The 14,989-nt window shown below is 65.6% G+C and carries 14 protein-coding genes; 7 read left to right on the top strand and 7 right to left on the bottom strand.

Annotated features, from left to right (window positions below):
• Window positions 1-160 precede the first annotated feature (160 nt).
• The gene (locus tag C442_RS16790) at window positions 161-2,413 is read left to right on the top strand and encodes an NADP-dependent malic enzyme (RefSeq protein WP_008312566.1); all 2,253 of its coding nucleotides are present in this window, start codon (window positions 161-163) and stop codon (window positions 2,411-2,413) included.
• Window positions 2,414-2,696: 283 nt separating this feature from the next.
• On the opposite strand, the gene C442_RS16785 is transcribed toward C442_RS16790, so the two are convergent.
• From C442_RS16785 to truD, 4 genes are all read right to left on the bottom strand, one after another.
• Window positions 2,697-2,957 (bottom strand): hypothetical protein, encoded by a 261-nt coding sequence (locus C442_RS16785; RefSeq protein ID WP_008312564.1) that lies wholly within the window; start codon window positions 2,955-2,957, stop codon window positions 2,697-2,699.
• A gap of 333 nt (window positions 2,958-3,290) precedes the next feature.
• Window positions 3,291-3,953, bottom strand: coding sequence for a ribonuclease H family protein (locus tag C442_RS16780; protein ID WP_008312563.1), 663 nt, complete (start codon window positions 3,951-3,953; stop codon window positions 3,291-3,293).
• Between the two features lie 393 nt (window positions 3,954-4,346).
• Window positions 4,347-5,042, bottom strand: a complete 696-nt coding sequence (locus C442_RS16775) for a phosphoribosyltransferase (RefSeq protein ID WP_008312558.1) — start codon at window positions 5,040-5,042, stop codon at window positions 4,347-4,349.
• A gap of 71 nt (window positions 5,043-5,113) precedes the next feature.
• On the bottom strand, window positions 5,114-6,496 hold the full coding sequence (truD, locus tag C442_RS16770; protein ID WP_008312555.1) for a tRNA pseudouridine(13) synthase TruD: 1,383 nt from the start codon (window positions 6,494-6,496) through the stop codon (window positions 5,114-5,116).
• A gap of 146 nt (window positions 6,497-6,642) precedes the next feature.
• On the opposite strand from truD, the gene C442_RS22950 reads away from it, so the two are divergent.
• Window positions 6,643-6,771, top strand: a complete 129-nt coding sequence (locus C442_RS22950; protein WP_255410195.1) for a hypothetical protein — start codon at window positions 6,643-6,645, stop codon at window positions 6,769-6,771.
• A 14-nt stretch (window positions 6,772-6,785) separates the two neighbouring features.
• Here the strand turns inward: C442_RS22950 and C442_RS16765 are convergent, their stop codons facing one another.
• Window positions 6,786-8,135 carry an MFS transporter gene (locus C442_RS16765; protein WP_008312553.1) on the bottom strand — a complete coding sequence of 450 codons (1,350 nt, stop codon included), beginning with the start codon at window positions 8,133-8,135 and terminating at the stop codon, window positions 6,786-6,788.
• A gap of 78 nt (window positions 8,136-8,213) precedes the next feature.
• Window positions 8,214-9,620, bottom strand: a complete 1,407-nt coding sequence (locus C442_RS16760) for a short-chain fatty acid transporter (protein ID WP_049943067.1) — start codon at window positions 9,618-9,620, stop codon at window positions 8,214-8,216.
• 159 nt (window positions 9,621-9,779) lie between these two features.
• On the opposite strand from C442_RS16760, the gene C442_RS16755 reads away from it, so the two are divergent.
• Entirely contained in the window at window positions 9,780-10,751 is a 972-nt protein-coding gene (locus C442_RS16755) for a C-terminal binding protein (protein WP_008312549.1), read from the top strand.
• 21 nt (window positions 10,752-10,772) lie between these two features.
• Here the strand turns inward: C442_RS16755 and C442_RS16750 are convergent, their stop codons facing one another.
• Window positions 10,773-11,696 carry a thiamine-phosphate synthase family protein gene (locus C442_RS16750; RefSeq protein WP_008312547.1) on the bottom strand — a complete coding sequence of 308 codons (924 nt, stop codon included), beginning with the start codon at window positions 11,694-11,696 and terminating at the stop codon, window positions 10,773-10,775.
• 202 nt (window positions 11,697-11,898) lie between these two features.
• Here C442_RS16750 and tenA point away from each other — a divergent pair, with 202 nt between their 5' ends.
• From tenA to C442_RS22945, 4 genes are read left to right on the top strand one after another with little or no spacing between them, the layout of a single operon-like run.
• The gene (gene tenA, locus C442_RS16745; RefSeq protein ID WP_008312545.1) at window positions 11,899-12,558 is read left to right on the top strand and encodes a thiaminase II; all 660 of its coding nucleotides are present in this window, start codon (window positions 11,899-11,901) and stop codon (window positions 12,556-12,558) included.
• Window positions 12,555-13,319 carry a TenA family protein gene (locus C442_RS16740; RefSeq protein ID WP_008312544.1) on the top strand — a complete coding sequence of 255 codons (765 nt, stop codon included), beginning with the start codon at window positions 12,555-12,557 and terminating at the stop codon, window positions 13,317-13,319. Before tenA ends, C442_RS16740 begins: the two co-directional genes overlap by 4 nt.
• On the top strand, window positions 13,320-14,828 hold the full coding sequence (locus C442_RS16735) for a sodium:solute symporter family protein (RefSeq protein ID WP_008312543.1): 1,509 nt from the start codon (window positions 13,320-13,322) through the stop codon (window positions 14,826-14,828).
• A complete protein-coding gene (locus C442_RS22945) occupies window positions 14,825-14,953 on the top strand; it encodes a hypothetical protein (protein ID WP_008312542.1) in 129 nt (42 codons plus the stop codon). The genes C442_RS16735 and C442_RS22945 overlap by 4 nt, the downstream gene beginning before the upstream one ends.
• Window positions 14,954-14,989 lie beyond the last annotated feature (36 nt).

Here is a 14,989-nt window from a genome sequence, read left to right as displayed (position 1 = left end):
GGTCCATCGGGCGGGTCCCCGGCGGCGGGTGTTTTCCAATTGGTGGGACACGACCGGGGCAAAAACCGCTGCAACAAGGCGACATTCGACAACCGTCGTTGTACCGCTCGTCCGTTGACGGTAAACTTGTCTTTTTTACAGTAGGGTTCGACATCCGGATATGGGACTTGACGAGGACGCACTGGAGTACCACCGGAGCAAGCCGCCGGGGAAGATAGAGATTGCGACGACGAAGCCGACGAACACACAGCGAGACCTCTCGCTGGCGTACTCGCCCGGCGTGGCCGCACCGTGTGAGGAGATCGACAAAGATCCCGAGAAGGCCTTCGAGTACACCGCGAAGGGGAACCTCGTGGGCGTCGTCTCCGACGGGTCCGCCGTGCTCGGCCTCGGCGACATCGGCCCGGAAGCCGGGAAGCCGGTCATGGAGGGGAAGGGCGTGCTGTTCAAGCGCTTCGCCGACATCGACGTGTTCGACGTGGAGCTGGACACGGACAACGCCGAGGCGATGATACAGACGGTGGAGGCGATGGAGCCGACCTTCGGCGGTATCAACCTCGAAGACATCGCCGCCCCGGAGTGTTTCGAGGTCGAGCGCCGACTCAGCGAGAAACTCGACATCCCGGTGTTCCACGATGACCAACACGGGACCGCGATCATCTCCGGCGCGGCGCTGGTCAACGCGGCCGACATCGCCGACAAGGATCTGGAGGAGCTGGAGGTCGTCTTCTCCGGGGCCGGAGCGTCCGCTATCGCCTCGGCGAAGTTCTACGTCTCCCTGGGCGTCTCGAAGGACAACATAACGATGTGTGACTCCTCGGGCATCATCACCGAGGAACGAGCGACCCACGAGGAACTCAACCGATTCAAACAGGAGTTCGCCCGCGACATCCCCGAGGGCGACCTCGCCGACGCGATGGACGGGGCCGACGTGTTCGTCGGGCTCTCCGTCGGCGGCATCGTCGACCAGGAGATGGTACGGTCGATGGCCAGCGACCCCATCATCTTCGCGATGGCGAACCCGGATCCGGAGATCGGCTACGAGTCGGCCAAGGCCGCCCGCGACGACACGGTCATCATGGCGACCGGCCGTTCGGACTACCCGAATCAGGTCAACAACGTCCTCGGGTTCCCGTTCATCTTCCGCGGCGCACTCGACGTGCGGGCGACCGAAATCAACGAGGAGATGAAAGTCGCAGCGGCCCGCGCGCTGGCCGACCTCGCAAAGCAGGACGTGCCCGACGAGGTCGTCAAGGCCTACGGCGACCAGCCCCTGCAGTTCGGCCCGGACTACATCATCCCGAAACCGCTGGACCCGCGGGTCCTGTTCGAGGTGACCCCCGCCGTCGCCGAGGCCGCCATCGAGAGTGGCGCAGCACGGACGAATATCGATACGGAGGCCTACGTCGAAGAGCTCGAAGCGCGGCTGGGCAAGTCCCGCGAGATGATGCGCGTCGTGCTCAACAAGGCCAAGAGCGACCCCCAGCGGGTCGTGCTCGCCGAGGGTCACGACGAGAAGATGATCCGCGCGGCCTACCAGCTGGTCGAACAGGGAATCGCCGAACCGGTCCTCATCGGTGACGCCGACCGCATCGAGTCCACGCGCCGGAAGTTCGGCCTGGAGTTCGACCCAGTCGTCGTCGACCCCGAGACAGCCGACGTGGCAGACTACGCCGACCGACTGTACGAACTCCGCCGGCGGAAAGGCATCACCCGCCGCGAAGCCGACGAACTCATTCGGGACGGGAACTACCTCGGCAGCGTGATGGTCGAGATGGGCGACGCCGACGCGATGCTGACCGGGCTCACCCACCACTACCCCTCGGCCCTGCGCCCGCCGCTGCAGGTCATCGGCACGGCCGACGACGCCGACTACGCGGCCGGTGTGTACATGCTGACGTTCAAGAACCGCGTCATCTTCTGTGCTGACACCACAGTCAATCAGGACCCCGACACGGACGTACTGGAGGAGGTCACCCGCCACACCGGGGAACTGGCCCGTCGGTTCAACGTCGAACCGCGAGCGGCGATGCTGTCGTACTCGAACTTCGGGAGCGTCGACAACCCCGGGACGAAGAAGATCCGCCGGGCGGTCTCGCGCCTGCAGGACGACGACCGCGTCGACTTCCCGGTCGACGGAGAGATGCAGGCCGACACCGCCGTCGTCGAGGACATCCTGCAAGACACCTACGAGTTCTCCGAACTCGACGACCCCGCGAACGTCCTCGTGTTCCCCAACCTCGAAGCCGGGAACATCGGCTACAAGCTCCTCCAGCGACTGGGCGGCGCTGAGGCCATCGGACCGATGCTCGTGGGCATGGACAAGCCGGTCCACGTCCTCCAGCGCGGCGACGAGGTCAAGGATATCGTGAACCTCGCGGGCGTCGCCGTCGTCGACGCTCAACAGGAGTAATCGACGCGAGCGTAGCGAGCGTTTTTCGCCGCCGAAAGACTCGCTGCCCTCGTCTTTCGAGCCCTCGTTCGCTCCGCTCACGAGAACCACGTTTTTCGAGGAGTGGTGTGCGAGTGCTGCGAGCACACCCGACGCTGAAAAAGGTGGTAGCGACATCGTGAACCTTGCGGGCGTCGCTGTCGTCGACGCACAGCAGGAGTAACGACTAGCGACTGCTTTTTTCGAGCTAGGTCGGAATCATCCGTCAGAACATAGCGTTCAGGCCCGTCGCCGGAACGCGATGTCACGTATCGTCTCGCCGTCGACCGCGTGTCGGTGGGTGGAGGAAGAGTGCATCGACGACCGCCACAGCGCCAACAAGTGAACCGCCAGCGATTGCCGCCTGAAGCGAGAGATCCAGAACAACCGCAGCGACGAGTGTAAGCACGAACACCGCGGGGATGACGGCGAGAACGAGGTCGTGCCGCGTCGGCGACTGACGCGGCAACTGCTGCTCGACGTACTGTCCGCTGAAACCGTCCGGTCCGTCAGTTCTGGTACTCACCGTTGCTCACCTCCCACTGTATACTATCCCATTTCTAATACATAAAATTTGGTCTGTGTGACGTTCCCCAAACGTACGCTGGAATGGCTTCAACTATCTGCATAACTTATAGAGATTATCTACTGTGAAACGTGACTGACAGAGATCCTCGGAACCACCAGTTACGATGATTTCTGGCTGTGGTCAGATTTCTCCACAGAATCGCGGTCGTATGTGATATTTCAGGGACGACAGCTGCGTGCCGGTCGAGGGGCTGCTACGGCTACGTGCTACTGTCGGCAGCGGTGTGAAAGAATGGGATACTGTGGCCGGCAGGGGTGCCGGTGCGCTCCGTCAGTCAGATGCGCCGCCACGCTCCGCGCGTGACGGCGGCGGGACGCGTTCGTTTACCGTCGGCGCGTCGGGGAGGACACACCGGTCCGGCTCGCCGTTGACGTGCGCGTACTGGTCGGGTGCGTTCGCCAGCGGATGGGCGGGGTTTCGGTCGCCGGAGATCCGCGCGGCACGGACCTCGCCGAACCCGTTGATACGTGCCTGAATTCCGCGCCAGTGCAGCCCTGTCGCCGATGGGACCGACACGGAGTGTGGCGGGTCGTAGGCGGAGCCATGGGAGGCCAGTACCTCCGCGTTCACGTTCTCGGCGAGCTGGTCGTGGTCGATGAGCAGGCCGACGCAGGCGTTGGGCGGGGCCCGTCTCGCAAGCACGTCGAGCCCCAGATGGAGCGCCCGGTACTCCGCGACGTTGTTGTCGGGGCAGGTATCTGGGACAGACAGCCTGACGACGCGCTCACCGTCGAGCGTTTCGACGACGACACCCAGCCCGCCTGTCGGGCCGCCTGACTCGCTGTCGGGTGATGTCGTACCGCCGTGGGGTCTGAACGACCCGTCTGTGGCGATGTAGAAGTCTCGATGGTGACTCCGCGGCGGATGCGCGATGTGCGGCGTCGGTGATTCATCGAACAGGTCTCGAAGTGACGGCCGGCCGTAAGCGGCCATAGTTTCTATTGGGTAAGCGGGGTATTAAATATATTCCCTCGACGGGGGTGTCGTCCCGGTACGGCGGTTTGGCGGTCTACTGTCCGGCTCACCGGCCAGTTCAGACCCGTGCTCACATCGAATCTGTTGGCGGGTGAGAAAGAGTTATATCGACGCAGTCCCATGTTACCAATACACATGACTCCGACGAAAATTCGTGAACGACTCGAAGAGGCGGAAGGCCGGGTCGACAAAGAGCAGTTCGTCAGCGCGTTAGAGTACGTCCGGGACGACGGCCGCACCCGTCGCTGACCGTATTTTTATCGTGACTAGCAGGCGCGAGTGACTAGCGATAGTGAGCGGCGAGACTAGCGGATTCGAGTGACTCCTGTCGTCCCTTCCCGTCGAACATCCTCAGTCGTCGGTGAGTTGCCAGCCGTCGCCGACCGATTCGACGACGCCGCGCCGCTCCATCTCGGTCGTGACCTCGCCAAGTCGGTTCGGCTGTGCGATCTCTAGATTCGTGCGGCTGACGCCGTGGTACTCCCGCAGTAACTGGCGAATATCGTCCTCGGTGTGGGTTTCCTGACCACTCTTCGCCATCACGCCCGCGACGAGTTCGACCATGTCTTCCACGAAGTTCCAGGGGTAGACGACCCAGGTCCACTCGTCGAGGCGCTCGCCGACGAACTCCGGCTCGTGGTCGCTGGTCTGGAGCAACTGGAGCGTCGCCGTCCGGACGCTGCTTGGGTTTCGGTCACGGACGCACTCGGCGGCCGTCTCGATAGACTGGCCGGTGTCGGCGATGTCGTCGACGACCAGCACGTCCTTCCCCTCGACTGCGCCGTCGGCCAGCGGGTACTTGATCTGTGCCTCCTCGCCTTTCGCGGCGGTCCCGACGTAGTGTTCGACCTTCAGGCTTGCCAAGTCGTCCAGCCCGAGGAAGTCACAGAGACAGCGCCCGCCGAACCAGCCGCCCCGCGCCAGCGCGACGACCACGTCGGGCTCGAACTCGGCGGCTTTCACGTCGTCGGCCACGTCCCGGCAGAGGCCGTAGATGTACTCCCAGTCGGTGATGGTACACGAGAACTCGTCCGGTAGCTCGCCCATACGAGATGGCGTGTGTGGCCGGACTTAACCGTTGCATATTCCGCGTCATTTACCGAGCCTTGAGTGGCCCGCTACGTGTCGGGGTCTCCCTTCCGGAACTCCCGGAGAAGCACCGTCGCGTAGCTTCCCTTCGGAAGCGAGAACGAGAACGTCAGGTCGGCGTCGTCGCGCTCGACACCGAGGTCCGTTCGGAGCAGGATGGCCCGCCGCGTCCCGTCGCTGTCGAACGCCCCCGGGAGGTCGAAATCGCTCTGTTCGAGGCCGACATCGTCGAGCACCTTACGGGCGATAGCACCCGGCTCACCGCTGCCGAGTTCGGTGTCGGTCCCGACCAGCGGCGCGGTGACAAACGCTCGGCCGCGCTCGCAGTGGCGCTCGACGGTCGAGAGCCGCTTTGCCGTGACCTGTTGGGTCCGGTTGGCGTCTGGAATCGGGAAGTCCTCGGGCGCGTCGCTGTCCCGGAAACAGACCACGTCGCCCTCGACCGGGCGGTCGAAGGGGAGCCCCCGCTCTAACCGCTCCGAGAGGATGCGGTTGAACACGTAGGACTGGGCGGCGTTGACGAACAGCGACTGGAGGTTCGACGGCAGCGCCTCTAGCGCATCGCGGAAGTCGTCCGGCTCGTCGGCCCCGTTCTCGACCAGCCGGTGGCAGATAGAGCGTTCGTAGCCCAGCGCACCGGGCAGTTCGTCCAGCGCGCCGGCCCAGTCGTGGGTTTCGTCGACGTACGCTCGCGCCGCCTGCGTCGACTCCGGTTCGCGCTCGTTCGGGTTCCCGACGTAGGCGAGGACCGCGTCCCGCCACTCGCCGCGGGCGATTGCCAGCCCGACCTCGTGGGTGACCGGCCGGCGCGACCCGAACCGCTGCTGGCCGAAGTAGTTGGGTACGCCGACCGTCGTGTCGCCGTCCGGCAGTGCGGGATCGCTAGAGCGGTCCTCGCTCGCCGTTGGGTCGTCCCCGCTGGCGAACGCGCGGAGGTCCGCCACCACGCTGGCGGCGTTGTCGGTGTTCTCGGTGTCCCGGACGACAATCTCGAAGGCGTTGCCCGCCAGGTCGCCGAAGAGAATCGGGCGGCCGGCGCGGCCGATGACCTCGATGTCCGTGCCGCCGATTTCCGGCAGGTCCCCGGCTGCGACCCCTTTCACCGAGAATAGCTGGGTCGTGACCGCGCGCTTGTCCTTCGTCCCCGCCCACGACACTCGCTCGCGGGAGATGCCCAGCCGGTCGGAGAGCTTGCTGGCGAAGTCGTTGGTCTCCCAGTTACGGAGCTCCGCCCGGAAGACGAGATGCGGGTACGCCCCGGTGTCGGCGTCGACCGGTTCGGTGTCGAACGCCTCCAGTTCCCGGACGCGGAAATCCGCGGGCGAGGCGCGGAGGCGACCGCCCACCCCGTCGGCGTCGCTGACGTAGTACTCCATACCGACGGCCTGCTCGATTGGGTGGGCCTCTCGCATTGACTGGATATTCGTGGGTCGGCGCTTAGGGTTGGCGTTTGCGGACTCGCCGCCGTCCCGAATCACGGCCGGCACCTAGTGTTATCACGACACACAATCTAGCTGTTTACAGGTCGTGGCTATGCGGGCGACCGGAGAGCACCACGATGCCAAAGCTAGCATGCGAGAGTTGCGGACGAGAGATAACGTTCGACAGGGACGGGCAGGAGTCCCGGGCACCGATGCGGTACTGTCCACGCTGTGGCGAGGAGTTCCCGCCGCGCGAGGAGTGGTAGGCCGGCACGGCGGTTTATCTGTAGGCCTCGAACTCTCGGCCGAAGGCGATGAAGTAGGCCACACCGACGAGGCCGACGACCGTAGCGACGCCGAAGGCCAGTTCCGGGCCGGCCTGTAGCGCCACGCCACCGACGGAGACGGCCCACTCGCTGCCGTAGAGCCAGCCGCCGAGCGCGGCGCTGGGGATGACCAGCGTGTTCCGAAGCAGGTAGTACGTCCCGGTGACGCGGCCGCCAGCGTCCTGTTCTGCCGGGCCGACGATGAGCGCCTTGTGGGCGGGCAGGCCGGCAAAGCGCAGGCCGGAGAACGCGAACAGCAACACCAGCACCCACTGGTCGTCCGGGGCGAAAATGAGCAGGAGCGGGAAGACGGCGTAGACGAGAAAGCCGAGCGCGACAGCAGGCTTGAGGCCGGCCCACTCGGTGAGCTTTGCGACGGGAGCCATCGAGAGGATGGCGACGACCATCTCGACGCCCAGTAGGACGCCGAAGAAGGCGTCGGGCCGAAGCTGGACGCCGAAGCCGGTGAACCCCACCGACAGGAACTCGGTGACGACGATGACGAAGAAGACGTACACCATGCCGTTAGCGAAACGAACGAGCGTATCGGCGACCAGAAGCGGTCGGAGCGTCGCCGGCATCGTTCGCAGGTCGGCGAGTATCTGGTCGATACCCTCGAAGGATTTCCCGAGCGTATCCTCGCTGGCGTCGTAGAGGACGTGCTGGGCGACGGTGGCGACGAGGCCACAGGCCAGCGCGACCAGCAGCACGCGCTGGAAGCCGTCGACGAAGGTTGCAGTCGTCGCGAGCAGCGCCGCAGCGGCGAGCGGCCCGAGCAGGAACCCGATGCGGCGGAACATCTCCGTGCTGGCAAACCCCATCGCAAGCCGCTGAGACGGGACGCTCTGTTTGACGATGGCGAAGGTCGCACCCAGCCCGAAGGATTTCCAAGCCTGTGCGAGAAAGAGGCCGACGAACACGAGCGCCCAGGCCGGTAGCGTCGTCGCGCCGAGCGTGATGTCGCCGACGACAGAGGCGAGGTACCAGATGCCGAAGCCAACCGTCGCCAGCGTCGCGAAAGCAGTCAACGCCAGCCGCGAGCCGATGCGGTCAGACACCGCGCCGCCGGGGTAGGGGTACACCGCGCTGATGAGGTTCCCGACGCTCCCGTAGAGGCCGATGACGCCGGCGCTGGCCCCCAGAAGACGCATGTACTCGGGGATGTACCGGCTAGTCATCTGAAACGCGAGGCTAAAGGCCAGCATCGACAGCGACAGGACCAGTACGTCCCGCTCCAGCGCAAAGAATTGGCGGAAGGAGTCGAGCAGGTCCACGTCCTCCTCGGCTCCCGTCTCGGTTGCCATCACTCGGATGCAGTTCGCCCAGGGTCTTAATCCTCGAAGAAGGGGCAAACAGCCGTAGCTGTCCCGCCAGGTCCTTGCTCAGTACGGGAGGACGAACAGGACGACCGCCAGAAACGGCGTGAGCGCGAGCAACATCGCGATAGCGTAGCCGAACATCTCCCGGGCCTTGATCTGGGTGATGGCGAGTAGCGGGAGCGCCCAGAAGGGGTTCAGGAGGTTCGTGTGGGCGTCACCGACGGCGTAGGCCATCGTCGCCTGGCCGACCGGGACGCCGAGGTTCTGGGCGGCTTCGAGAATCGGCGGGCCGAGGATGATCCACTCGCCGCCGCCGGAGGGGGCGAAGATGTTGACCGTCGCGCCCGTGAGCCAGGCGATGACCGGGAACGTCTGGGGCGTCGAGACCGAGATGAGCGCGTTGGCCATCAACTGCGCCAGCCCGGAGGTGGCCATCATCCCCTGGATGCCGGCGAAGAAGGGAAACAGCAACACGATGCCCGACGCGGCGGTCGCCGCCTCGCCGAACTTCTCCCGGTAGGTCTGTGGGTCCATGTAGATGAAGATGCCAATCGTCAGGAAGCCGAAGTTGACGATGTTCAGCCCGAGCGCGTCGATGCCGGACTGGACGAACTGTGAGACGACCAGCGCGATGCCGGTCAGGCCGATAATCCCGCCGAGGACGCGGCTGTGGTTGATGCGCTCGGCCGGGACCTGCGGAGACGGCTCGGTGGTCGCTTCCACGCCGCCGTCACTCGCGGATTCGAACAGGTCGTCTTCGGGGATGTAGTGCGTGATGCCCCGCGCCTGGTCACCGGTCGGCGTGATGACGTAGAGGACGACGAGGGCGTAGGCTATCGACAGGCCAGTCAGGATGAGGCCGTAGGGGTGGAAGATGGTCTCGGAGGCGGAGACGACGACGTCGATGACGCCCTGCTGAATGAACTCGTTGCCCTCAGTCGCAAGCAATAGCGGCGCGGACCCGGACAGCCCCCAGTGCCAGGTGAGGCCGAGGCCGAGATAGCCCGCGACACAGAGGACCGGATAGTGGACGTCGATGTCGTTTTCGTGGGCGGTCTTGCCCATCTCTCGGGCGAAGATAGCCCCGAGGATGAGGCTCAGTCCCCAGTGAATCCAGCCGAGCAGCATCGTCAGCAATCCGACGAGGACGACCGCCTGTTTCCCGGTGTTGGGAAGCTCCGTCAGCCGGCGGATACCGGCGTTGACACGCGGATGGTACGCCACGACGAAGCCCGTCATCAGGATGAGGACCATCTGCATCGAGAACGTCAGGAAGGCCCAGAAGCCGTCGTACCAGAACCCGACCATCTCGACGGGGCCGGACCCGGTGAGGCCGACGCCGGCCAGGAACACGACGTAGCTGAGGATGAGCGCGAACAGGAACGGACTGGGCATCCACCGTTCCACCCACGCGGAGAGTCGATAGCCGATACGTTCGAGGGAGGTTTCATCTGTGTTACCAGCCGACATACTGTTGCCACCTCCTCGCGAATATATCATAAAAGTTTGCTACTATTCTGTCAGTTCTCCGCTAGTCACCGCTGTGCAACCACAGTCCTGTGACGCGATTCCGACGACCGGACCGATCCTGACAGATGATTTTATCTCGGGTCCGAAGCAAGCCAGAGTATGTCATACAAAGTCGTCGTCTCTGACACCAAGGTGATGGACGGGGAGACACGGGCGGCGGTGCTGAACGCGGTCGACGCGACCGTCCAAACGATAGCGGCGAAAGAGCCGGCGGCCGTCGCACGCGCAGTGAAGAACGCCGACGCGTTAATCGTCGACGCCGGCACGCAGGTCACGGCCGCGGTCATCGACGCCGCCGACTCGCTCAAAGTGGTGGGCCGGGCCGGCATCGGCGTGGACAACATCGACGTCCAAGCGGCAGTCGACGCCGGCGTGGCGGTCGTCAACGTCCCGGAGTACTCTGTCGAGGAGGTGTCGACCCACACGTTCGCGCTCGTGTTCGCTTGCCTGCGGAAGATACCCACGTTCGACCGCTCGGTCAAGCGCGGCGAGTGGGAGTGGTCGGTCGGGCAGCCGATCCGTCGCCTCGCCGGCAGCACCGTCGGCCTCGTCGCCTTCGGCAAGCTCGCCAGCCGGTTCGCCGCGAAGCTCCGGGGGTTCGACGTGGACGTCGTCGCCTACGACCCGTACGCGCCCGAGTACCGGATGGGCGACCTCGGCGTCGAGCCGGTCGCGTTCGAGACGCTGCTGGCCGATTCCGATATCGTCTCGTTGCACGCCCCGCTGACCGATGAGACTCGGGGGATGATCGACGCGGACGCGCTCGACCGGATGCGCGACGACGCGCTGCTCGTGAACACGGCCAGGGGCGGGCTCGTCGACGAGACGGCGCTGTACGACGCGCTCACCAGCGGCGACCTCGGCGGGGCCGGACTGGACGTTCGCGAGGCGGAACCGCCCGGTGACTCGCCGCTGCACGACCTCGACAGCGTCGTCTGTAGCCCCCACGTCGCGTGGTACTCCGAGGCGTCCCGGGTCGAACTGACACAGACCGTGGCCGAAGACGTCATCCGGGTCCTGCGGGGCGAGGAACCGGAGAACCCCGTCGACCCCGAGACCGGCTGGTTCTGACGGTCTCGGCGGCCGAGACGGTTATGTGTCGACTGCGCCGAGGAGTTCGACCGCAAGTTCGGCCGCCTCGAGCGCCGACTCGCCAAAGACGTAGGTTATCGGTTCGATGCCGAACGCGCCGCTGTGGTAGATGACACGGGGGACGTCACCGCGTTCGCGGAAGGCCGCTTCGAGCCGTTCGTCCCGGTCCTCGTAGCCAGCGTCGAACTCCAGCGGCTCGATGCCCTGCTCGTGGGCGGCATCGAGGAGCGACTCGGCAGTGCTCAGATTGAGCGCCGCCCGGCGCGAAGGGTCGACGGCCATCGCGGCCAGTATCGTCCGCGCGACGTGTTCCGACGCGCCGAACTCGGGGTTCGACGGGACGTTGACCCGTCCCCGTAGGTCGTGAATTCGGCCGGGAACTGCCGCCACGTCGAGGGTGTCTCCGGCGTCCGGCAGCGCCATGCCGACGTTCATCCCCACGTTCGGGATGGCGTCGACGACGACGGCGCTGTCCGCCAGCAGTCGCGTGGCTCGCCGGACCGACGACAGCACGGCCCGTTCCGCTTCCACGGCGGTATCTGTCCCCCGAACGCAGAGGTCACAGCCCATCCCCTGTAGCGCCGGCATCTCCTCCTCGTGGACCGCACAGATCGGCCCCCTATCCTCGAACTCCCGTACCAGGGCGAGCAGTTCGCCAAGCACCGCGAACTCGTCCATCTCGCCCGCGGCCAGCCCGTCGGCGATCCGCTCGATAGTCTGTTGCATCCGGGCATCCTCTCGAAATCGCTCTTCTACGGTGACCGAGCCGCTGCCGTACTTGCTTACTGCGGCCTGTGTCACTCCGAGCTGGTCGGCGATCTCCTGCTGGGTCCAGCCCTTCTCGTCGAGTTCCGTGGCGAGCATCGCCCGGGCCGTCGGGAGAAATCGCTCGACCACGATTTCGCTCGGCAACTGCAGTGTCATTGCCAGAAGTGAGGGTCGTGGTTCGTTTAGCAGTTTGGACTACGAAAGCTGCCGGTCGACTGCGTCGTTGTGGGTTCGGGCCGCCAGAAAGTCCCGAGACGCGCAGGCCCCACAGTTCGCTGTGCGCGTTACTCACCGCCCAGGTACAACCTAGTTGTATTAGCAGGATATAATACGTCGGAGGTTGTTGTGTTGGCCACCAATGGCGTTCAGCGACCACCTGCTCGACATCGGCGAAGACATCTGGGACGCACAGAAGGACCACCCGTTCGTCCGCGAACTGGCCGACGGGACGCTCGACGAAGCGGCGTTCGAGCACTGGGTGAAACAGGACTACCGGTACCTGCAGGACTACGCGCGGCTGTTCGCGCTCGCCGGCGCGACGGCAAACGACGAGTCGACGATGACGCACCTGCTCGGGGTCGCCCATCAGGTGCTCGACACCGAGATGGACCTCCACCGGGAGTTCGCGTCGGACTACGGCATCTCGCGTCGTGAGCTGGAGTCTACCGAGAAGGCTCCGACCTGCCTGGCGTACACGAACTTCCTCGTTCGGACAGCCTACGAGGGCCACGAGGCGGAGATCGCCGCAGCGCTGTACCCCTGTATGCAGGGGTACCTCGACGTGGCCGAACACATGGCCGACCTTGCCGACGGCGAGCACCAGTACACGCCGTTCATCGATATGTACACCAGTGACGACTTCCGCGAGGCGACGGGCTGGTGTCGGGCGTACGTCGACCGCTGTGGCGAGCGCTATCCTGGCCAACACGACGCCATGGAAGACGCGTTCCGCACGAGCGCGAAACTCGAACACCGGTTCTGGGAGATGGCCTACACGCAGGAGGGGTGGGAGCTATGACAGGCGAGACGTACTCAGAGTACGCCGAAGAGAACGACGATCCCCGATTTACCGACTGGCTCCGCGAGCAGAGTCAGCCGGACTGGGACGCCGCCGTTGGGCACCGGTTCGTCGAGGAACTCGGGGCCGGCACGCTCGACGAGGACGCGTTCGCCGCGTATCTGGTACAGGACTACGCCTTCGTCGGCGAACTCGTCGGGACGTTCGGCCACGCGGTCGGGCAGGCCCCGGACATGGCCGCCAAACGCCAGTTTGTGGAGTTCCTCGATACCGTGACCGACGAGGAAGACGACTACTTCGAGCGCTCCTTTGCCGCACTCGGCGTCGAAGATTCGCGCTGGCAAGACCCCGAGCAGACGCCGGCGACGAGGGCGTTCATCGACCTGCTCGCTCGTGCCGCCCGAGAGGGGGGCTACGCCGAGACGCTGGCCGTCCTCGTCCCGGCAGAGTGGATATACGAGTCGTGGGCGACGGCCGCCGCGGCGACCCACGGCGACCCGGACAGCGACGGCCTCCCCAGCGCGGGGATGGGACTCCCCTTCTATTTAGCCGAATGGGTGGACCTCCACGCCGTCGACTCCTTCGTCGCGTTCGTCGACTGGCTCCGGGGCGAACTCGACGCCGTCGGGCCGACGCTTTCGCCCCGCCGGGAGGCCCGCGTCGCATCGCTGTTCGACCGCACGGTCACGCTCGAACGACAGTTCTTCGAGACGGCCTACGGAGAAACCACCGAGACGCCCGGCCACGAGGTGAGTCCGTAGATGGTCTCCTCAGCTATTGTTCTCGGCCTGACCGCGGCGACCGTGCTCGTGTTCACCGGTATCGGCCTCTTCGCCGCCCGCGGTCGCATTGACTCTGTTGAGACCTACATCTCGGCCCGCGACTCAGCCGGCAGCGGGACCCTCGCTGCGACGGTCATCGCGTCGATGATGGGCGTCTGGATTCTGCTGAGCCCCGCCGAGGCCGGGGCCGCCTTCGGTGGGCTGCCCGCCGTGCTGGGCTACGCCATCGGCAGCGCGATTCCGCTCCTCCTCTTTATTCCGGTCGGCGCTCGCATCCGCGAGGTGATGCCCGCGGGCCACTCGCTGACGGAGTTCGCCTACGCCCGCTTCGGGTCCGGGATGTACCTGCTCGTCCTGCTCGTCTCGGTGTTTTACATGTTCATCTTCCTCGCCGCGGAGATGACCGGTATCGCCGGCGCGCTCGCGCTCGTTGCAGATGTCCCCCTCTGGCAGACCTCGCTGCTCATCGGCGGCTTCGTCCTCGTCTACACGACCTACGGCGGCCTGCTGGCGAGCATCGTCACCGACACCGTCCAGACGCTGGTCATCCTCCCGCTCTTGGCGGTGGGCTTTGGCGGCGCGCTGCTCTCACTGGGCGGCACGAGCGAATTCCACGCGACGGTGGTATCGGCCGACCCGACACTGCTGGACCCAGGGTTCGGCCCCGGCCTGGAGTTCGGGCTGTACGTGGCCTTTGCCCTGCTGGGCGCGAATATGCTGAATCAGGGTGTCTGGCAGCGGGTGTACGCCGCCGACGGCGAGCGCGCCCTCCGCCGCGGACTTGGCATCGCCGCCGTCGTCGTCGTCCCGATGCTCCTGCTCGCCGGCCTGTTCGGCATCGCCGCCGCGGGGCTGGGCCTCACGGAATCCGGTTCCGCCAGTATCGCCTTCTTCCTCGTGGTCGCGGAGGCGTTCCCGACGTGGGTGACCCTCGCCATCGTCGTCCTCGCCGTCTTGCTTGTGATGAGTTCAGCCGACACGATGTTCAACGCTATCGCCAGCGTCGTCACGGCCGACCTTGCCCGGTTGCTCGACGACCCCGACCAGCGGACCCTGTGGCTGGGCGGGCGCGGGCTGACGGTCGCCGTCGCGCTCGCCGCGATGTTCATCGGTGCACAGGGGTACAGCGTCCTCCAGTTGTTCCTGACGGCCGACCTGCTGGCCGCCGGCGTCTTCGTGCCCTTCCTCGCCGGCCTCTACACCGAGCGGCTCACCGGACCGGGCGCGCTGGTCTCTGGCATCGCAGGATTACTCGTCGGGTTCACGTACTTCCCGTCGCTCCGTGGCCTCATAGCCGCGATACCGGGCGTCGGGAGTATGCTGCCAGCGCCGTCGTTCCTCATTGCCTTCGCCGGCGCGACGCTCGTCTCGGCAGCCCTCACCGTTGTTGCGACGCTGCTGGGCGGGGCCGACGCCGACCTCGAAAGCCTCGGACGGGAGGTCCGCGCGCTCGACGACCCGGTGGCTGACGGGGGGTCCGAGCAATGACGCCGTCAGCCATCCTCCCTCTGGCCGCGCTCGGATCGACGGCGTTCGCGGCGCTGGCCTGGGGATCGATTCTGCTCGTGCTCGCCGTCTTCCTCGCCGTCGGCTGGCTGGTCCTGACCGAGTAGTCCGGCGACCGTGAGAGTCCGGATATACGACGTTTC

Origin of the sequence: Haloarcula amylolytica JCM 13557 (assembly GCF_000336615.1) — an archaeon.
GTDB lineage: Archaea > Halobacteriota > Halobacteria > Halobacteriales > Haloarculaceae > Haloarcula > Haloarcula amylolytica.
Note: the sequence above shows the minus strand (reverse complement) of the source record. Positions and strands in the feature narration are given on the sequence as shown.

Coding starts and splice junctions, on each gene's coding strand:
- C442_RS16790 (WP_008312566.1), top strand. CDS start 161: ATGGGACTTGACGAGGACGCACTGGAGTACCACCGGAGCAAGCCGCCG.
- C442_RS16780 (WP_008312563.1), bottom strand. CDS start 3,953: ATGGCCGCTTACGGCCGGCCGTCACTTCGAGACCTGTTCGATGAATCA.
- C442_RS16775 (WP_008312558.1), bottom strand. CDS start 5,042: ATGGGCGAGCTACCGGACGAGTTCTCGTGTACCATCACCGACTGGGAG.
- truD (WP_008312555.1), bottom strand. CDS start 6,496: ATGCGAGAGGCCCACCCAATCGAGCAGGCCGTCGGTATGGAGTACTAC.
- C442_RS22950 (WP_255410195.1), top strand. CDS start 6,643: ATGCCAAAGCTAGCATGCGAGAGTTGCGGACGAGAGATAACGTTCGAC.
- C442_RS16765 (WP_008312553.1), bottom strand. CDS start 8,135: ATGGCAACCGAGACGGGAGCCGAGGAGGACGTGGACCTGCTCGACTCC.
- C442_RS16760 (WP_049943067.1), bottom strand. CDS start 9,620: ATGTCGGCTGGTAACACAGATGAAACCTCCCTCGAACGTATCGGCTAT.
- C442_RS16755 (WP_008312549.1), top strand. CDS start 9,780: ATGTCATACAAAGTCGTCGTCTCTGACACCAAGGTGATGGACGGGGAG.
- C442_RS16750 (WP_008312547.1), bottom strand. CDS start 11,696: ATGACACTGCAGTTGCCGAGCGAAATCGTGGTCGAGCGATTTCTCCCG.
- tenA (WP_008312545.1), top strand. CDS start 11,899: ATGGCGTTCAGCGACCACCTGCTCGACATCGGCGAAGACATCTGGGAC.
- C442_RS16740 (WP_008312544.1), top strand. CDS start 12,555: ATGACAGGCGAGACGTACTCAGAGTACGCCGAAGAGAACGACGATCCC.
- C442_RS16735 (WP_008312543.1), top strand. CDS start 13,320: ATGGTCTCCTCAGCTATTGTTCTCGGCCTGACCGCGGCGACCGTGCTC.
- C442_RS22945 (WP_008312542.1), top strand. CDS start 14,825: ATGACGCCGTCAGCCATCCTCCCTCTGGCCGCGCTCGGATCGACGGCG.